We start from the raw sequence: 21226 nt of genomic DNA, 5'->3' as shown, positions 1-21226 counted from the left end.
AGCCGCTTGGTCTTCGCGAACTTCGCCGCGACCTCCAGCACCGCGGACTCGTCCCCGGAAATCACCACCGACTCCGGACCGTTCACCGCCGCAATCGAGACACCCTCGGTCAGCACGATCTCGGCCTCGGACGCGGCGATCGACACCATCGCCCCGCCGGGTGGCAACGCCTGCATCAACGACGCCCGCGCCGACACCAGACGGCAAGCGTCCACAAGCGACAGAACACCGGCCACGTGCGCAGCCGAAATCTCCCCGATCGAATGCCCCGCCACGAAATCCGGCCGGACACCGAAGGACTCGAACAACCGGAACAACGCCACCTCGACCGCGAACAACGCCGGCTGCGTGGACCCGGTCTCGTCCAGGGACGAGCCGGTGAAGACGACCTCGCGCAGCGGGCGGTCCAGGAGCCGGTCGAACTCGGCGCACACCGCGTCGAACGCCTCGGCGTACACCGGGAACCGGTCGTAGAGCCCCCTCCCCATCCCGGCGCGCTGGGCGCCCTGGCCGGTGAAGAGCACGGCGAGCGCACCCGGCCGGACGTCTCCGCGCACCACGCCCGGGTCCGGCGTGCCGTCCGCCAGCGCGGTCAGGCCGCGGACCAGCTCGCCGTCGTCCCCGGCGAGCACCACGGCTCGGTTCGGCAGGGCCGCGCGGCCGGTGGCCAGCGAGAAGGCGACGTCCGGCAGGCCGCCGCGCTCGGCGGCGAGCAGGCGGCGGGCCTGCGCGCGCAGCCCCGCCGCGGTCTGCGCGGAGACCGGCACCGGGAGCAGGCCGACCGGCGCGGTGTCGTGGACGACGACGTCGTCGGGCGCCTGTTCGAGGATGACGTGGGCGTTGGTGCCGGAGATCCCGAACGACGACACCCCGGCCCGCCGCGGCCGGTCGGACGGCCACTTCCGGGTCTCGGTGAGCACCTCCACCGCGCCCGCGGTCCAGTCCACATGGGACGATGGCGCGTCGACGTGCAGGGTCGGCGGCAGGACGCCGTGCCGCATCGCCATCGCCATCTTGATGATCCCGGCGACCCCGGCCGCGGCCTGCGTGTGGCCGAGGTTGGACTTCACCGAACCCAGCCAGAGCGGCTCCTCGCGCCCCTGACCGTACGTGGCCAGCAAGGCCTGCGCCTCGATCGGATCGCCGAGCCTCGTGCCGGTCCCGTGCGCCTCGACGACGTCCACTTCGGACGGACGCAGCCGCGCGTCGGCGAGGGCCGCCCGGATCACCCGCTGCTGCGACGGGCCGTTCGGGGCGGTCAGGCCGTTCGACGCGCCATCGGAGTTCACCGCCGAACCCCGCACCACGGCGACGATCTCGTGGCCGTTGCGCCGTGCGTCCGACAGCCGCTCCACCAGCAGCAGACCGACGCCTTCGCCCCAGCCGGTGCCGTCCGCGCCCTCGGCGAACGCCTTGCAGCGGCCGTCCGGGGCGAGGCCGCCCTGCCGGTCGAACTCGACGAACGCCCCTGGCGTCGCCATCACCGTGACGCCGCCGGCGACGGCGAGGTCGCATTCGCCCGCCCGCAGCGCCTGCCGGGCCCAGTGCAGCGCGACCAGCGACGACGAGCAGGCCGTGTCCACGGTGACCGCGGGGCCTTCGAGCCCGAAGGCGTAGGCGATCCGGCCGGACACCACGGCGGCCGCGTTGCCGGTGCCGACGTAGCCGGCGACGTCGTCGCCCGCGTCGGTGAGCAGCGCGGGGTAGTCCTGGCCGTTGGTGCCGGCGAAGACGCCGATCCGCTCGCCGCGCACCGAGCGCGGATCGAGGCCGGCGCGCTCGAACAGCTCCCACGCCGTCTCGAGGAGGATCCGCTGCTGCGGGTCCATGGCCATGGCTTCCCGGGGCGAGATGCCGAAGAGAGCGGCGTCGAAGTCCGCCGCCCCGGTGAGGAACCCGCCCGGCCGGACGGCGGCGAGGTGGTCCGGCCAGCCGCGGTCGGCGGGCGGGGCGGACAGCGCGTCGGCCCCGCGCGCGACGAGGTCCCACAGGTCTTCCGGCGACCGGACCTCGCCGGGGAACCGGCAGGCCATCGCGACGATGGCAATGGGCTCGTCGTCGGTGGCCACGGCGGTTTCCGTGACCGGGGTGGCGCTCTCGCCGGCGAGCAGACCGTGCAGGTGCCGGGCGAGGGTGGCCGGGTCGGGGTGGTCGTAGGTCAGGGTGGCGGGCAGGTCCAGCCCGGTGGCGGCACGCAGGCGGTTGCGCAGTTCGACGGCCGAGAGGGAGGTGAACCCGAGGTCGCTGAACGCGCGGGCGCGGTCGACCGCGGCCGCCGAAGCGTGCCCCAGCACCGCGGCCACGTGTTCGCGGACGAGGTCGAGCACTCCGGCGGCGGTGCGGTCGACGGCGGCGGTGCGGTCGACGGCAGCGGTGCGGTCGACGGCGGCCGGGGCCGGCACAGCGAGCAGCGGGCTCGGCCGGGCCGCGGTGAACGCCGGGCCGAAGACCGGCCAGTCGACGTCGGCGATCGCGACGGTCGTGTCCCCCGCGGCCAGCGCCCCCTCCAGCGCGGTGAGCGCGAGGTCCGGGTCGAGCGGCCGGAGCCCCGCGGCGCCGAGCCTCGCGGTGACGTCCTCGCCGGCCATGCCGCCGCCGGCCCACGGTCCCCAGGCGACGGCCAAGGCGGGCAGGCCCGCGGCGCGGCGCGTCTCGGCCAGGGCGTCGAGCCGGGCGTTGGCGGCGGCGTACCCGGCCTGCCCGGCCGCGCCGAGGGTGCCGGCGAGGCCGGAGAACAGGACGAAGGCGTCGAGGTCGCGGGTCAGCTCACCGAGGTGGACCGCACCCGTGACCTTGGCCGCCTCGACCTGCGCGAGCCGCTCGGGGGTCAGGGTGTCGAGGACGCCGTCGTCGAGGACGCCCGCGGTGTGGACGACGACGCGCAGGTCCGGGCCGATCCGGTCGAGGAGCGCGGCCACCGCGGTCCGGTCGGTGACGTCGCAGGCTTCGACGACGGCGGAAGGGCCGGCCGCGGTCAGCTCGGCCGCCAGTTCGGCCGCTCCCGGGGCGTCGGGGCCGCGCCGGGAGACGAGGACGAGCCGCTCGGCGCCGTTCGCCGCCGCCCACCGGGCGACGCGGGCGCCGAGTGCGCCGGTACCGCCGGTGACCAGGACCGTGCCGCGAAGCCGCCGGTCCCAGGCCTTCCCCACCGGGGCGGGGACGAGCCGCCTGCCGAACACGCCGGAGCCGCGGACCGCCACCTGGTCCTCTTCGCCGCCGAGCACGGCCGACAGCCGCCCGGCGACGCGTTCGTCCAGCTCGGCGGGGAGGTCGACGAGGCCGCCCCAGCGTTCGGGCAGTTCCAGTGCGACGCTGCGCCCGAGGCCCCAGAGCCCGGCTTGGGCGGGCGCGGTGAGTGTCTCGGACCGGCCGACGGCGACCGCGCCGCGGGTCAGGCACCACAGCGGTGCGGTGATCCCCGCGTCGCCGAGCGCTTGGACGAGGACGGTGGTGGTCGCGACGTCGCCGCCGACGGACAGCACTGCGGTCCAGTCCTCGCCTGCCGTCCGCAGCCGGTCGGCCAGCGCGGCCCGGGACTCTCCCGCGGTGGTCAGTGCCACGACCCCGGTGAGCAGCGTGGCCAGCCGGGCGGCGGTTTCGTCCCCGGCCGGGGAGATCAGCAGCCGGCGCCCCGGCGTACCGGAACCGACGGTGAGCGGCGTCCATTCGGCGCGGTACCGCCAGGCGGCGACCGTCCGGTCCCGGCGGCTGCGGTGCCGCCAAGCGGCCAGAGCCGGGCGCACGGCGTCCGCCAGCGGGGCCTCGAGACCCAGCGCGACGGCGAGATCGGCGGTGTCCGCGCTTTCCACCGCCGCCCAGAACGCCTGGTCCTCCGTGGACGCTTCCGGCCTTCCGGTGAGCCAGTAGTGCTGCCGCTGGAACGCGTAGGTGGGCAGGTCGGTGTGCGTTTCGGCGGGCAGGAACGACGACCAGTCGACGTCGACGCCGTGGACGTGCAGAGCCGCCAGCGCGGTGAGCACCGCCTGCTCTTCGTCGCGGTCCCGGCGCAGGGTGGGGACGGCGATCCCGGGCACCATCGAGCTGAGCACACTGTCCGGTCCCAGCTCCAGGAACACGCCGGTCCCGGCTGCCTCCATTGTGGACACACCATCGGCGAACCGGACGGCCTCCCGCACATGCCGCACCCAGTACTTCGCCGTGAACGGCTCCGCGAGAGCACCGCTCACATTCGAGATCACCGGAATCTCCGCCGGGTGGTACGTCAACGTCTCCGCCACCGCACGGAACTCCGCCAGCATCGGATCCATCAGCGACGAGTGGAACGCGTGACTCACCTTGAGGCGCTTGGTCTTCCCGAACTTCGCCGCGACCTCCAGCACCGCGGACTCATCCCCGGAAATCACCACCGACTCCGGGCCGTTCACCGCCGCAATGGAAACACCCCCGGTCAAGGCGATGCCGGACTCCGCGGCGGCGATCGACACCATCGCCCCACCGGCCGGGAGCGCCTGCATCAATGAAGCGCGTGCGGACACCAGGCGGCAAGCGTCCACAAGCGACAGAACCCCGGCCACGTGCGCAGCCGAAATCTCCCCGATCGAATGCCCGGCCACGAAATCCGGCCGGACGCCGAAGGACTCGAACAACCGGAACAGGGCGACTTCCACCGCGAACAGCGCGGGCTGGGTGAACTCGGTGCGGTCGAGACGTTCGGCGTCGTCGAACGCTTCGCGCAGCGACGGCCCGAAGTGCCCGCAGACTTCGTCGAACGCTGACGCGTACACCGGGAAGCGGTCGTACAGTTCGCGGCCCATGCCTGCCCGCTGCGCGCCCTGGCCGGTGAACACCACCGCCAGGCCGCCGGGCACGACGCTGCCGTGCACCAGATTCCGCGCACCGCCGCCGGCCGCAAGGGCGGAAAGCCCCGTCCGGAACTCCTCGGCCGAGGACCCGAACACGACCGCCCGGTCTTCGAACGCGCTGCGTCCGGCGAACAGTGCGGCACCTGCGCCCGGAAGGTCGCCGTCGACGTACGGGACCAGCGCCTCGGCCTGCGCGCGCAGGGTCTCCGCGCCCCGGGCCGAGACCAGCCACGGAACCGGCCCCGCCACCGGGGTCACCGGCGCCGGCACGGATTCCGCCTCTTCGAGGAGCACGTGCGCGTTGGTCCCGGAGATCCCGAACGACGACACGCCCGCCCGGCGCGGCCGGTCACCGGGATTCCACTCCTGCGCCGAGGTCAGCAGCCGGACCGCGCCCGCGGACCAGTCCACCTGCGACGACGGCCGGTCCACGTGCAACGTCCGCGGGAGGACGCCGTGCCGCATCGCCATGACCATCTTGATCACGCCGGCGACCCCGGACGCCGACTGCGTGTGCCCGAGGTTCGACTTCACCGAACCCAGCCACAGCGGGGTTTCCCGGTCGCGGCCGTAGGTTTCCAGCAGCGCCTGCGCTTCGATCGGATCGCCCAGCGCGGTGCCGGTGCCGTGCGCCTCGACGACGTCGACGTCCGCGGCGGACAGCCGGGCCGCCGCGAGGGCGGCGGTGATCACCCGGCGCTGGGACGGCCCGTTGGGGGCGGTGAGGCCGTTCGACGCGCCGTCGGAGTTCACGGCCGAGCCGCGCAGGACCGCCAGCACCGGGTGCCGGTGCCGCCGGGCGTCCGACAGCCGTTCGACCAGCAGCAGGCCGGCGCCCTCGGCCCAGCCGGTGCCGTCGGCCGCGTCGGCGAACGCCTTGCACCGCCCGTCGGCGGCCAGACCGCCCTGCCGGTCGAACTCGGCGAAGGTGCCCGGCGTGGCCATCACGGTGACCCCGCCGGCGATCGCGAGACCGCACTCGCCGCGCCGCAGCGCCTGGGCGGCGAGGTGCAGCGCGACCAGCGACGACGAGCACGCGGAGTCGATCGTGACCGACGGGCCCTCCAGGCCGAGGTGGTAGGACAGCCGCCCGGACAGCACGCTGCCCGCCGTCCCGGTGAGCAGGTAGCCGGCGACCTCGTCGTCACCCGCAGTGACATCCGGGGCTCCGCCCCGCGCCGAGGGCATCGCCACCCGGACCCCCGCAAAGCGATCAGTGCCGTACCCCGACGCGGCGCCGCCAACGAACACACCGGTACTGCTGCGCCGCAAGGACTTCGGCGCGATCCGGGCGCGTTCCAGCAGTTCCCACGACGTCTCCAGCAGCAGCCGCTGCTGCGGGTCCATGGCGAGCGCCTCGCGGGGTGAGATGCCGAAGAACCCGGCGTCGAATTCGCCGGCTTCGTGGAGAAAACCGCCCTGGAACGCGCTCGCCTGCCAGCCGCGGCCGCCGGGGAAGCCGCCGATCGCGTCGGTGCCGCTTTCGACCAGCCGCCACAGATCCTCGGGCGAGCCGACGCCGCCGGGGTAGCGGCAGCTCATGGCCACGATCGCGATGGGCTCCCGGTCCCGGGCCTCGACGTCGGCGAGCCGGTCGCGGGTGTCCTTCAGATCGGCCGTGACGAACTTGAGGTAGTCACGGAGTTTCTGTTCGTTGGCCATGGCCGCCCCACTGTCTTCGGTCCCGGATCACGAGGTCCGGAAGGTGCTGTCGATGAAGTCGAAGAGCTCGTCGTCGCTGGCGCCGCCGAGGTCGGTGGCGCCGGGGCCGCCGGCCAGCTCGGTCCAGCGCGCGAGGAAGCCCTTGAGGCGCGCGGTGATCTCGTCGCTCGCCGGGACCCGGGCCAGGTCCGCCTCGGTGACGGTCTCGAACGCGGCCTCCAGCCGGTCGAGCTCGTCGAGGAGCCGGACGCCGGACGCCTCGCCGCCGCCGAACCGGCGGTCCAGTTCTTCGGCCAGGTCGGCGGCCGTGGGGTGGTCGAAGGCGAGGGACGCGGGCAGGCTCAGGCCGGTCCCGGCGCCGAGCCGGTTGCGCAGCTCGACCGCCATCAGGGAATCGAAGCCGAGTTCCTTGAACGCGCGCTCGGGGCCGATCGCCGCGGCCGACGGGTGCCCGAGGACGCCCGCGACCTGGTCGAGGACCAGCGTGAGCAGCGCCTTCGGCCGGTCCGGCAGCGCGGCGAAGCCGGTCGGCGGCTCCGGCGGCTCCGGCTCGGCCAGCGCGGCCCGCACCGCCGGGAGGTCGCCCACGAGGGGGCGTGGCCGGGCCGCGGTGAAGACCGGCGCGAACCGGGCCCAGTCGACGTCGGCGACGACGACGGCCGTGTCGTCGGCGGCCAGTGCCCGCCGGAAGGCCGAGACGCCGAGCGCGGGGTCGATCGGCCGGAGGCCGCGGCCGCGCAGCATCCGCACGGCCTCGGCGTCGGCCGCCATCCCCGACGCGGCCCACGGGCCCCAGGCGATCGCGGTCGCGGTGAGCCCGCGGCCACGGCGGTCGTGGGCCAGTGCGTCGAGGAAGGCGTTGGCCGCGCCGTAAACCGCCTGCTCGCCGCTGCCCCAGACCCCGGAGATCGACGAGAACAGCACGAACGCGTCCAGGTCGTGTTCGCGGGTCAGTTCGTCGAGGTGCCGGGCCCCGGCCACCTTCCCGGCCAGCACCGCGGTCACCTCCTCGGGCGTGCTGCCGGTGAGCGGGCCGTGCTGGCCGGTGCCGGCGGCGTGCACGACGGCGGTCAGCGGCAGCTCCGCCGGGATCGCCGCCAGTACTCCCGCCACTGCGTCGCGGTCCGCCGCGTCGCAGGCGGCGAGGGTGACGCGCACGCCCAGTGCGGACAGCTCGGCGGCCAGTTCGGCCGCGCCGGGCGCGTCGGCGCCGCGGCGGCCGGTGAGGACGAGGTGTTCGGCGCCCGCCTGGGCGAGTTCCCGCGCGACCGCGGCGCCGAGCGCGCCGGTGCCGCCGGTGACCAGGACCGTGCCGCGGGGCCGCCAGTCCCGGGTTTCCCCGGCCGGGGCGGGCGCGAGCCGGCGGGCGAAGACACCCTCGGACCGGATGGCGACCTCGTCCTCGGTGCCGTCGGCGAGCACCGCGGCCAGCCGGGCCCCGGCGGCGGCGTCGAAGGTCGCGGGCAGGTCGGCGAGGCCGCCCCAGACCGACGGCAGCTCCAGGGCGGCGATCCGGCCGAAGCCCCAGGTGGTGGCCTGCTCCGGGCGGGACACGTCCTTGACGGCGCCCTGGGTGAGGCACCACAGCCGCGCCGGGCTGCCGGAGTCCGCGAACGCCTGGGTGAGCGCGAGGTTGGCGGCGAGCCCGGCCTCGGGTCCGCCGCTGAAGGCCAGCAGGGACACGACCCCTTCGACGTCGGCGTGGTCGCGCAGCAGGGTCGTCAGCGCCGCACGGTCCCCGGGACCGGAGGCGGCCACCGGCTCGGCGCCGTGGGCGGCCAGTGCCCGTGCCACTTCTCCGGCGGGGCCGTCCGCGCCGACGACGAGCCAGCGGCCGGTCAGCCTGCCCGCGGTCCCGGCCACCGGACGCCAGGTGACGCGGTAGCGCCAGGAGTCCACAGTGGACGAAGAGCGCCAGCGGTCCAGCGCCGCCATGGCCCGGGAGTCCAGCTCGAGGGCACCGGCGTCGACCGCGGCCCAGAAGCCACGGTCGCGTTCGGCCGGGGGCGCGGGTTCGAGCCAGAACCGTGATCGCTGGAAGGCGTACGTCGGCAGCTCGGTCCGCCGGGCACCGTCGAGCAGGGCCCCGGCGTCGAGGGGGAACCCGGCCGTCCGCAGCCGGGCGAAGGCCGTGACCACGGCCCGCGGCTCGTCCTGTCCCACCCGCAGCGCCGGCACCGCCGGGACGTCGGCGGTCTCGGCCGCCATCGCCGACAGCACGCCGTCGGGGCCGAGTTCGAGGAAGGTGCCCGCCCCGCGGTCGGCGAGGGTGCGCACCGCGTCGGCGAACCGGACCGTCTCCCGCACGTGCCGCACCCAGTAGCCGGGGGTGAACGGCTCGGCGAGCGCGCCGGTCAGGGTGGACACGACCGGGATCACCGGCTCGCGGTACGCCAGTTTCGCCGCCACCGCCCCGAATTCCGCCAGCATGGGGTCCATCAGCGGCGAGTGGAAGGCGTGGCTGACGCGCAGCCGCTTGGTCTTGACGCCCCGGGCCGCGAACTCCCCGGCGAGGGCCAGGACGGCGGTTTCCTCGCCGGAAACCACCGTGCTCGCCGGCCCGTTGACCGCGGCGATGCCGACGCGGTCGCCGGTCAACGCGGCCCGGACGGCCGCCTCGGGAGCGCCGACGGCGACCATCGCCCCGCCTTCGGGCAGCGCCTCCATCAGCGCCGCCCGCGCGGCGACCAGCGTGCACGCATCGGGCAGCGACAGCACGCCGGCGACGTGCGCGGCCGCCAGTTCGCCGATCGAGTGCCCGGCCACGAAGTCCGGCCGGACGCCCCACGATTCGACGAGCCGGAACAGCGCGACTTCGAGGGCGAAGATCGCGGGCTGCGCGTGCCCTGTCCGGTCGAGCTCCGCTGCCCCGACGGCCCCGAGCAGGGCACGGACCTCGTCGAAGGCCCGGGCGAACACGGGGAACCGCGCGTGGAGCTCGCGGCCCATCCCCGGCCGCTGCGCGCCCTGTCCGGTGAAGAGGACGGCCAGGCGGCCGGGCGTCCCGCTGCCGAGGAGCGCACCGGGGTCGCCGCCCGCGATCGCGGCCAGCCCGGCCAGGAGCTCGGGACCGGTCTCGCCGACGACCGCGGCGCGGTGGCCGAGGTCGGCCCGGGTGGTGGCCAGGCTCAGCGCGACGTCCGCGGGGACCACCTCGCGGCCGTCCAGGAATTCGCGCAGCCTGGCGGCCTGGGCCCGCAACGCCGCCGGGCTCTTGGCCGCCAGTACCCACGGCACCGGTCCGGTGACGGGCTCGCGTCCGGCGGCGGCGACGTCGTCCGGGGCCTGTTCGAGGATGGTGTGGGCGTTGGTGCCCGAGATCCCGAACGACGAGACCCCGGCCCGGCGCGGCCGGTCACCGGGAGTCCACTCCTGCGCCGAGGTCAGCAGCTCCACCGCACCCGACGTCCAGTCCACCCGGGACGTCGGTGCGTCGACGTGCAACGTCGGCGGCAGGACGCCGTGCCGCATGGCCATGACCATCTTGATCACGCCGGCGACCCCGGCCGCCGCCTGGGTGTGCCCCAGGTTGGACTTCACCGAGCCGAGCCACAGCGGCGTTTCCCGCTCCTGGCCGTACGTCGCGAGCAACGCCTGCGCTTCGATCGGGTCACCCAGCTTGGTCCCGGTCCCGTGCGCCTCCACCACGTCCACTTCGGACGGTGCCAGTCCCGCGTCGGCCAGCGCCGCCCGGATGACGCGCTGCTGCGCCGGACCGTTCGGGGCCGTCAAGCCGTTCGACGCGCCATCCGAGTTGACCGCCGAACCCCGCACCACGGCCAGGACGTCGTGCCCGTGGCGCCGTGCGTCCGACAGCCGTTCCACCAGCAGCAGGCCGATGCCCTCGGCCATGCCGGTGCCGTCCGCGCCCTCGGCGAACGCCTTGCACCGGCCGTCCGCGGCCAAGCCGCGCTGCTGGCTGAAGGCGAGCAGGACACCGGGTGCCGGCATGACCGTCACCCCGCCCGCGAGCGCCAGGTCGCATTCGCCGCGCCGCAGCGCCTGCACCGCCAGGTGCACCGCCACCAGCGAAGACGAACACGCCGTGTCCACCGTCAACGACGGGCCTTCCAGCCCGAACACGTACGACAACCGGCCCGACGCCACCGATGACGTGCCGCCGGTCATCAGGTGGCCTTCGAGCCCGTCGGTGGCCGCGCCGGCGCCGTAGCCGGAGGTGGCGGCGCCGACGAACACCCCGGTCCGGCTGCCCCGGACGGACGCCGGGTCGATGCCGGCGCGCTCGAACGCCTCCCACGTCGCTTCCAGCAGCAGCCGCTGCTGCGGGTCCATGGTGAGCGCCTCGCGCGGCGAGATGTCGAACAGTTCCGGGTCGAACCCGCCGGCGTCGGCTACGAACCCGCCGCTGCGGGTGTAAACGCGCCCTGGTGTCCCGGGTTCGGGCGCGTACAGCCCGTCGAGGTCCCAGCCGCGGTCGGCGGGGAACGGCGAGATCGCGTCGACGCCGTCCGCTACCAGCGACCACAGGTCCTCCGGCGAGGTGACCGAGCCCGGGTAGCGGCAGCTCATCGCGACGATGACGACCGGGTCGCCGTCGGTCGCGGCGGCCGGGACCAGCTGCGCCGGCGGCGTGGCGTCGCCGAGCAGTCCGGTCCGCAGGAAGGCCACCAGGGCCGCCGGGGCCGGGTGGTCGAACACGAGCGTGGCGGGCAGCCGCAGGCCGGTCGCGGTGCCGAGCCGGTTGCGCAGTTCGACGGCGGTCAGGGAGTCGAAGCCGAGTTCGGCGAACGAGCGCCCCGGCTCGATGTCGCCGGCGGTGTCGTGGCCGAGCACCGCGGCCACGTGGTCGCGGACCAGTTCGAGCAGACGGCGATCGCGCTCGGCGGCGGGCAGGGGCCGCAGCCTCGCGGCCAGGTCGCCGTCGCCCGCCGAGGCCGCGGTGGCGGCCCGGCGGGTGCCGCGGACCAGCCCGCGCAGTAGCGGGGGCACCGGGCCGGCCGCCGCCGACAGGTCGAGCCGGGCCGGGATGGCCAGGGTCTCGCCGCGCGCGATGGCCGCGTCGAACAGCGCCAGGCCTTCGGCGTCGGAGAGCCCGGTCATCCCGCCCCGCGCCATCCGGGCCAGGTCGGCGGCGCCGAGGTGGCCGGTCATGCCGCTCGCCTCCGCCCACAGGCCCCAGGCCAGGGAGACGCCGGGGAGACCGAGGGCGCGGCGGTGCGCGGCCAGTGCGTCGAGGGCGGTGTTCGCGGCCGCGTAGTTGCCCTGCCCGGCCGTGCCGAACACGCCCGCGGCCGCCGAGAACAGCACGAACAGCGCCAGATCCGTGTCCCGGGTCAGCTCGTGCAGGGTGACGGCGGCGTCGGCCTTCGGCCGCAGCACCTCCGCGAGCTTCGCCGGATCGAGACTGGTCAGCAGGCCGTCGTCGAGCACGCCGGCGGTGTGCACGACGCCGGTCAGGCGGCGGCCGGCCAGCACCTCGGCGAGCGCGTCACGATCCGCCGCGTCGCAGGCGACGACGGTGACTTCGGCGCCCAGCGCCGTCAGGTCGCTCGTCAGGTCCGCGGCGCCGGGCGCGGCCGGGCCGCGGCGGCTGAGCAGCAGCAGCCGCCGGACGCCGTGCGCGGTCACCAGGTGCCGCGCGATGCGGGCGCCGAGCGTGCCGGTGCCGCCGGTGACGAGCACGGTGCCGTCCGGGTCGAGCGGCCGCGGCAGGGTCACGACGTTCTTGCCGACGTGCCGGGCCTGGCTCATGAACCGGAACGCCTCGGGCACCTGCCGCACGTCCCAGGTCCGGCGCGGCAGCGGGGTCAGCGCGCCGGTTTCGAAGAGCCCGGCGAGTTCGCGCAGGATCTCCTGCAGCCGCTCGGGTCCGGCCTCGATCAGGTCGAACGCGCGGTACCGGACGCCTTCGTGGGCGCGGGCGACTTCTTCGGCGTCCCGGACGTCGGCCTTGCCCATCTCGACGAACCGGCCGCCGCGCGGCAGCAGCCGCAGGGACGCGTCGACGAATTCGCCCGCGAGGGCGTCGAGCACGACGTCGACCCCGCGGCCGCCGGTCGCCGCGCGGAAGTGGTCCTCGAAGGACAGTGACCGGGAGTCTCCGATGTGGCCGGTGTCGAGCCCGAGTTCCCGGAGCACGTCGTGCTTTCCGGTGCTCGCCGTGGCGAACACCTCGGCTCCCTGCCGGCGGGCGAGCTGGACGGCGGCCATGCCGACGCCGCCCGCGGCCGCGTGCACGAGCACGGACTGCCCCGCCCGCAGGCCGCCGAGGTCGAACAGCCCGTAGTAGGCGGTGGCGAAGGCGACGGGCACCGACGCGGCCTCGGCGAAGCTCCAGCCTTCGGGCATCGGCGTCACCAGGCGGTGGTCGGTGACCGCGACCGGACCGAGCGCGCCGGTGAACAGACCGGTGACGCGGTCGCCGGCGGCCGGCCCGCGCACGCGTTCCCCGGTCTCCAGCACGACACCGGCGGCCTCGCCGCCCATCAGCGCCTGTCCCGGGTACATGCCGAGGGTGATCAGGACGTCGCGGAAGTTCAGCCCGGCCGCGCGGACCGCGACGCGGATCTCGTCCGGGCCGAGGGGGGTCTCCGGAACGGGGAACGTCGTGAGGCCGTCGAGCGTGCCGGTGCCGGTGGTGCCGACGCGCCAGGCGCCGCCCGCGGGCAGGGTCAGTTCGGCGGCCGGGCGGGCCAGCCGCGGGACGAGCAGCGTCCCGGCGCGGGCCGCGACCTGCGGTTCCCCGGACGCCAGCGCCGTGCCGATCGCCGCCTCGGCGTCGGCCCGGCCGTCGATGTCCAGGAGCACGAACCGGCCGGGGTTTTCGGACTGCGCCGAGCGGATCAGGCCCCAGACCGGGGCCTGGGCCAGGCCGGGCACCGGGTCGCCGGGCAGCGCGGCGAGCGCGCCCGTGGTGAGCACGACGAGCCGGGCGCCGGCGAACCGCTCGTCGGCCAGCCACTCCTGCGCGGTGGTGAGAACCTGGTCGAGGCCGGTCACCGGCAGGACCACCGCGGCCGGCACGACGTCGAGAGTGGCCAGTGGCCCGGACAGCCAGGCGAACTCCGGTGCCCGGCCGGCCGCGGTGAGCGGGACCCATTCGGTGCGGAACAGCGCGTCCGGCACTTCGTCCACTGTGGACGCCACCTGGAAGGCCAGCGAGCCGATGACCGCGACCGGACGGCCCGCCGGGTCGGTGGCCGCGACCGACACCGCGTTCGGTCCGGCCGCGGCCAGGCGCACGCGCAGGGCGGTGGCCCCGGTGGCGAACAGCGCGACGCCGGTGAAGGCGAACGGGAGCCGGGCCCGGCCGTCGTCGGGGAAGAACCCGCCGAGGCCGAGCGCGTGCAGGGCGGCGTCGAGCAGGGCGGGGTGCACGGCGAACGCGTCGGTCCCGGGCAGCTCGACCTCGGCGAACACCTCGCCGCCGCGGCGCCAGGCCGCGCGCAGGCCGCGGAAGGCCGGCCCGTAGCGGTAACCGGCTTCGGCGAGGGCGGCGTAGTGGCCGCCGACGTCGAGGGCCTCCGCGCCGGCGGGCGGCCACTCGGCCGGAGCCGCGGAGGGTTCGGGGGTGCCGGGGGCCAGGACGCCCTGGGCGTGCCGGGTCCAGCGCGCGCCGGGCCGGTCGGGGCGGGCACTGATGGTCAGTCCGCGGCGGCCGTCTTCGCCCGGCACGTCGACGACCACCTGGAGCTGGACCCCGCCGGTGGCGGGCACGGAGAGGGGCGCGCCGAGGGTGAGTTCTTCGACGCTGCCGCACCCGGCGTGGTCGCTCGCGTGGACCGCGAGTTCGGCGAACGCCGTGCCGGGCAGCAGCGCCGTGCCGAGGATTTCGTGGTCGGCGAGCCACGGGTGGGTCTGCCGGGCCAGCCGTCCGGTGAGGACGAGCCGGTCGTCGCCGGCCAGGGTGACGGCCGCGCCGAGCAGCGGGTGCTCGACGGCGCCGAGGCCGAGGCCGGTCGCGTCGCCCGTGCGGGTGGCCGGGCGCGGCCAGTACTGCTTGCGCTGGAAGGCGTAGGTGGGGAGGTCGACGACGTGGGCGTCCGGGAAGGCCGGCGTCCAGTCGACGGCGACGCCGCGGACGTACGCCTCGGCCAACGCCGTGTGAAAGCGGGCAAGACCACCGTCGTCCCGGCGCAACGAACCCAACGCAATGACGTCCTCGCCGAGCGCCATCGTCAGCACCGGATGCGGCGACACCTCGACGAACGTGCCGAAACCCTCGCTCTTCAGCCGCTCGACCGCCGTTTCCAGCCGCACGGTGTTGCGCAGGTTCGCGTACCAGTACTCCGCATCCAAAGTGGACCCATCGACCCACTCACCGGTCACCGTGGAGATGAAGGCGGTTTCGGCGTCGCGCGGGGTGATCGAGCCGAGGACGTCGAGGAGTTCGTCGCGCAGCTGCTCCACCTGCACCGAGTGCGACGCATAATCCACCGGCACCCGCTTCGCGCGGATCCCGTCGGCCTCACAAGCCGCGATCAGCTCGTCGAGAGCGTCCGGCTCACCCGAGACCACCACCGCGGCCGGGCCGTTCACCGCCGCGATCGACAGGCCGTCGGCGAGTCGTTCTTCGACGGTGGCCAGGGGTGCCGCCACCGACACCATCCCGCCACGCCCGGCCAGCGCGATAATAGCCTTGCTCCGCAACGCCACCACCCGAGCACCGTCCTCAAGGGACAAAGCACCCGACACCACCGCAGCCGCGATCTCACCCTGCGAATGCCCCACCACCGCATCCGGAACCACCCCGAACGACCGCCACAACTCCGCCAGCGACACCATCACCGCGAACAACGCGGGCTGCACCACATCAACCCGAGCCAACGCCTCCGCGTCAGCCAGCACCTCACGCAACGACCAATCCACAAAGGACCCAAGTGCCGCACCGCATTCGTCGAGCCGGGCCGCGAACACCGGCGACGACTCCGCCAGGTCCAGCGCCATGCCCGCCCACTGGGAACCCTGCCCCGGAAACACCAGCGCGACCTTGCCCGGCGCCGCGGCCACGCCGGTCACGACGTTGGCCGCCGGGACACCGTCGGCCACCGCGGCCAAGCCCGCCGGGAAGCCGCCGACCACGACCGCCCGGTGCGGCAAGGAAGCACGGGTGGCGACCAGGGAGAAACCGATGTCCGACGGAGACTCGTCCACCTTGGCGAGCAGGGCTCGCGCTTGTCCGCGCACCGCATCCGCGGACCGCGCCGACACCACCCACGGCACCGGTTCCGGCGCAGCGCTCGGCGCGGTTTCGAGCCGGGGAACCGCCTCCAGAACGGTGTGCGCGTTCGTCCCGCTCATGCCGAACGACGAGACCGCGGCCCGCAGTGGACGGCCGGCCGTCCACTCCCGCGACTCGGTCAGCAGCTCGACCGCGCCCGCGGTCCAGTCCACATGGGACGAAGGAGCGTCGACGTGCAGCGTCCGCGGCAGCACGCCGTGCCGCATGGCCATGACCATCTTGATCACCCCGGCCACCCCCGCCGCGGCCTGGGTGTGCCCGATGTTCGACTTCACCGAGCCGAGCCACAACGGCGTTTCCCGGCCCTGACCGTAGGTCGCCAGGAGCGCCTGCGCCTCGATCGGGTCGCCGAGCGCCGTCCCGGTGCCGTGCGCCTCCACCGCGTCCACATCGGACGGTGCCAGGCCGGCGTCGGCCAGCGCGGCCCGGATCACCCGCTGCTGGGCCGGGCCGTTGGGCGCGGTCAGGCCGTTGGACGCGCCGTCGGAGTTGACCGCCGAGCCGCGGATCACCGCCAGGACCTGGTGGCCGTGGCGCCGGGCGTCCGACAGCCGTTCCAGCAGCACCAGACCGGCGCCTTCGCCCCAGGCCGTGCCGTCCGCGGCCTCGGCGAACGCCTTGCAGCGGCCGTCGGCGGCGAGCCCGCGCTGGCGGCTGAACTCGACGAACGTGCCCGGCGTGGCCATCACGGTGACGCCGCCGGCCAGCGCCATCGAGCACTCGCCGAGCCGCAGCGACTGGACGGCCAGGTGCAGCGCGACCAGCGACGACGAGCACGCGGTGTCGACGGAGACGGCCGGGCCCTCCAGCCCGAAGGTGTAGGCGAGCCGTCCCGAGGCGACGCTCGCCGCGTTGCCGGTGGCGAGGTGCCCTTCGAGGACGTCGGCCGAGGCCAGGAGCAGGGTGGTGTAGTCGTGGCTGTTGGTGCCGGCGAACACCCCGGTCCGGCTGCCCCGCACGGTCGCCGGGTCGAGGCCCGCGCGCTCGAAGGCTTCCCAGGCGAGCTCCAGCAGGAGCCGCTGCTGCGGGTCCATCGCGAGGGCCTCCCGCGGCGAGATGCCGAAGAAGCCGGCGTCGAACCCGCCCGCCGCGTCGAGGAACGCGCCCTGGGTCACGGTCACCGAGCCCAGCCGGGCCGGGTCGGCGTCGTAGAGGTTCTCCAGGTCCCAGCCGCGGTCCGCCGGGAAGCCCGACACCGCGTCCGCGCCTTCGGACACCAACCGCCACAGGTCTTCCGGCGAAGCGACCCCGCCCGCGTACCGGCAGCTCATCGCGACGATGGCGATCGGCTCGTCGGCGGCGGCGGCCACCACTGCCGGGACCGCGTCGGCCGCGTCGCCCAGGGCCCCGGCCCGCAGGTGCCCGGCGAGCGCGACCGGCGTCGGCCAGTCGTAGACGAGCGTCGCGGGCAGCGCGAGCCCGGTTTCCGCGCGCAGGGCGTCCCGCAGCTCGAGCGCGGTCAGGGAGTCGAAGCCGAGCTCCTGGAAGGCGCGGTCCGGCGCGACGGCGGCCGCGCTCGGGTGCCCGAGCACCGCGGCGGCCTGGTCGCGGACCAGCTGGAGCAGCACTTCGTCGGCGCCGGCCGGGGACAGTCCCCGCAGCCGGGTGACGAACCCGCCGGGCTCGGCTTCGGGGACGGCTTCGAGGACGGCTTCGGGGATCGTGCTCAGCAGCGGACTCGGCCGCCGGGAGGTGAAGGCGGCGGTGAACCGGGCCCAGTCGACGTCGGCCACGGTGACGGCCGTGTCGCCGCCGGCCGCGCGCAGCAGGGCCGAGACGGCCGCCTCCGGCTCCAGTGCGCGGAGGCCGCGGCGCAGCAGGTAGTCCTCGGCGTCGTTGTCGGCGGCCATCCCGCCGTCCGCCCACGGGCCCCAGGCCACCGCGGTGGCGGCGAGGCCGCGGGCGCGGCGGGCTTCGGCGAGCGCGTCGAGGTAGGCGTTGGCCGCGCCGTAGAGCGCTTGCTGTCCGCTGCCCCACACCCCGGCGATCGAGGAGAACAGGACGAAGGCGTCGAGGTCGGTGTCGGCGAGCAACGTGTCCAGGTGACGGGCGCCGGTCGCTTTGGCCGCCCACTGCCCGGCGATGTCGTCCACTTCGGACAGCGGCGCGGACCGGACGACGCCGGCGGTGTGCACGACGGCGGTGAGCCCGGGGCTGACCCGTTCGATCAGCTCGGCCAGGAAGCCGCGGTCGGCGACGTCGCCGGCGGCGAACGTCACCCGGATCCCCAGTTCTTCGGCCAGCTCGGCCGCGCCCGGCGCGTCGGCACCGCGGCGGGAGACCAGCACCAGGTGGTCGGCGCCTTCACGAGCGAGGCGGCGGGCGACCTGGGCGCCCAGTGCCCCGGTGCCGCCGGTGATGAGCACGGTGCCGCGCGGGGTCCACGCCGGGCCGGCCGGCGGCGGTGCGTGTTCCAGCCGGCGGCCGTGGGCACCGTCCGCGCGCAGCGCGACCTGGTCCTCGCCGGTGCCGCTCAGCAGGGCGGCGAACCGGGCGGCCAGCTTTTCGTCCACTGTGGACGGCAGATCGACGAGACCGCCCCAGCGGTCCGGGAGTTCGAGCGCGGCGGCGCGGCCGAGCCCCCAGACGGCGGCCTGGTCCGGATCCGGCGCGGGGTCCGCGCCGGTGACCCGGACGGCACCCGAGGTGACGCACCACAGCGGGGCGTCCACTCCGGCGTCGCCGAGGGCCCGGATGAGCTCAACGGTGCGTTCCAGCCCGGCGCCGCTGAGCACGACGACCGGTTCGGCAGCGGCGACGGTCTCGGCGGTGATCGGCCCGTCGAGCCGCCGGACCGGGCCGTCCCAGGTGGCCAGCGCGGCTTCCAGCTGCGGGGACGGGTCGACGACGAGGCACGCACCGGCGAGGGCGGGAGCGGTGGGGTGCGGCAGGCGCGCCCAGGAGACGCGGTAACGCTCCGCCTCGGCCACCGGCCGGTGGGCGGGCGCTGGCCAGAAGCGTTCGCGCTGGAACGGGTAGGTGGGCAGGGCGATCCGCGGCCCCGCGGGCAGGTAGGCGGCCCAGTCGACGTGGGCACCGTGCACGTGGACGGTGGCCAGTGCGGTGAGCAGCGTGCGCTCTTCGTCGCGGTCGCGACGCAGCGCCGGGACCGCGGTGCCGCCGACCATCGCGCTGAGCACCCCGGCCGGGCCCAGCTCCAGGAAGATCCCGGCTCCTTCGGCCCGCAGGGTGGCGATACCGTCGGCGAACCGGACCGCCTCGCGCACGTGCCGCACCCAGTAGTCCGCGGTGAACAGCTCCGCGAGCGCACCGCTCACATTCGAGATCACCGGAATCTCCGCCGGGAGATACGTCAACGTCTCCGCCACCGCACGGAACTCGTCGAGCATCGGCTCCATCAGCGACGAGTGGAACGCGTGACTCACCGCCAGCCGCTTGGTCTTCGCGAACTTGGCCGCGACCTCCAGCACCGCAGCCTCGTCGCCCGAGATCACCACCGACTCCGGACCGTTGACCGCGGCAATCGAGACACCCTCGGTCAAGGCGATGTCGGACTCCGCGGCGGCGATCGACACCATCGCCCCACCCGCGGGCAACGCCTGCATCAGCGACGCCCGCGCCGACACCAGGCGACAAGCGTCCACAAGCGACAACACGCCGGCCACATGCGCGGCCGAAATCTCGCCGATGGAATGCCCCGCCACGAAATCCGGGCGGACACCCCACGACTCCACCAGCCGGAACAACGCCACCTCGACCGCGAACAACGCGGGCTGGGCCAGGCCGGTGTCGTCCAAGCCGGGCACCTCGCCGAACACCGCGTCGCGGACCGGCACGGCGAAGTGCTCGCACACCGCGTCGAAAGCCGAGGAGTAGACCGGGAAACGCCCGTACAGCTCCCGGCCCATCCCGATCCGCTGGGCGCCCTGCCCGGTGAACAACACCGCCAGCCGGGCGTCCTCCCGGACCTCCCCGGTGACCGCGGTCCCGTCGGCCGGGTCCAAGACGACCGAGCGGTGCCCGAACGCCGTCCGGGTCGTGGCCAGTGCCCGGGCGATGTCCTCGGGAGCAGCCGAAACCGCGGCGAGTTGCGCAGCCTGCGCCCGCAGGGCTTCGGGGGACTTCGCCGACAACACCCACGGCGTCAGCGTGCCCACCGGCGCCTCCGCGGCCACCGGCCCGGCGGGCGGGACGGCTTCCAAGATCGTGTGCGCGTTGGTGCCGCTGACGCCGAACGAGGACACGGCCGCCCGCCGCGGCCGGTCGCCGTCCGGCCAGTCGCGGGCCTCGGTCAGCAGCTCCACCGAGCCGGCCGACCAGTCCACGTGCGACGAAGGCGCGTCCACGTGCAGGGTCTTCGGCAGGATTCCGTGCCGCATCGCCAGCACCATCTTGATGATCCCGGCGACCCCCGCCGCGGCTTGGGTGTGCCCGATGTTGGACTTCACCGACCCCAGCCACAGCGGCGTTTCCCGGTCCTGCCCGTAGGTGGCCAGGAGGGCCTGCGCTTCGATCGGGTCGCCGAGGGTCGTCCCGGTCCCGTGCGCCTCGACGACGTCGATGTCCGATGTGGACAGCCGGGCGCTGTCCAGTGCCGCCCGGATCACGCGCTGCTGCGCCGGGCCGTTCGGCGCGGTCAGCCCGTTGGACGCGCCGTCGGAGTTGACCGCCGAACCGCGGACCACGGCCAGGACCTCGTGCCCGTGGCGCCGGGCGTCGGACAGCCGCTCGACGAGCAGCACGCCGGCGCCTTCGCCCCAGCCCGTGCCGTCGGCCGCCTCGGCGAAGGCCTTGACCCGGCCGTCCGGGGCGAGCCCGCGCTGGCGGCTGAACTCGACGAACGTCCCCGGGGTGGCCATCACGGTGACCCCGCCGGCCAGCGCCAGGTCGCACTCACCCTGCCGCAGCGCCTGCGTGGCCAGGTGCAGGGCGACCAGCGACGACGAGCACGCCGTGTCGACGGTCAGCGACGAGCCTTCGAACCCGAACAGGTACGACAGCCGGCCGGAGACGACGCTCGCCGCGTTGCCGGTGCCGAGGTAGCCCTCGACGTCTTCGGCCGACGACCGCAGCAGGGTGGCGTAGTCCTGGCCGTTGGAACCGACGAACACGCCGGTCCGGCTGCCCCGGACCGACACCGGGTCGATCCCGGCGCGCTCGAACGCCTCCCACGACGTCTCGAGCAGCAGCCTCTGCTGGGGGTCCATCGCCAGCGCTTCCCGCGGCGAGATGCCGAAGAACCCCGCGTCGAAGAGGTCGGCGTCGTGCAGGAACGCGCCTTCCCGCGCATACGTCGTGCCCGGGCGGCCGCCGGCGTCGCCGAACAGCGACGCGGTGTCCCAGCCGCGGTTGGCGGGGAACGCCGAGACGGCGTCGCCACCGCGGGCCACCAGGTCCCACAGCCCCTCCGGCGAGCGCACGCCACCGGGGAACCGGCAGGCCATCGCGACGATGGCGATCGGCTCGGTCGCCGCCTCGACGAGCTGCCGGTTCTGCCGCCGCAGCCGCTCGGCCTCCTTCACGGAGGCGCGCAGCGCGTCGAGCACCTTCTCGGGCGTGGCCATGGTTCAGCTCCAGG

Annotated in this window: 2 protein-coding genes; both read right to left on the bottom strand. The window is 75.1% G+C overall.

Features of this window, described 5'->3' with window-relative positions:
* On the bottom strand, window positions 1–6485 hold a 6485-nt coding region (locus AB0F15_RS33550), incomplete at its 3' end, for a type I polyketide synthase (protein WP_360279277.1).
* A gap of 27 nt (window positions 6486–6512) precedes the next feature.
* Window positions 6513–21212, bottom strand: coding sequence for a type I polyketide synthase (locus tag AB0F15_RS33545; RefSeq protein WP_360279274.1), 14700 nt, complete (start codon window positions 21210–21212; stop codon window positions 6513–6515).
* Window positions 21213–21226: the final 14 nt, after the last annotated feature.

The organism is Amycolatopsis sp. NPDC026612 (assembly GCF_040638285.1).
Lineage (GTDB): Bacteria > Actinomycetota > Actinomycetes > Mycobacteriales > Pseudonocardiaceae > Amycolatopsis.
This window is presented reverse-complemented; position numbering and strand designations above follow the sequence as displayed.

Excerpts from the sequence above, each read along its gene's own strand:
- AB0F15_RS33545 (WP_360279274.1), bottom strand. The coding sequence starts at position 21,212 with ATGGCCACGCCCGAGAAGGTGCTCGACGCGCTGCGCGCCTCCGTGAAG.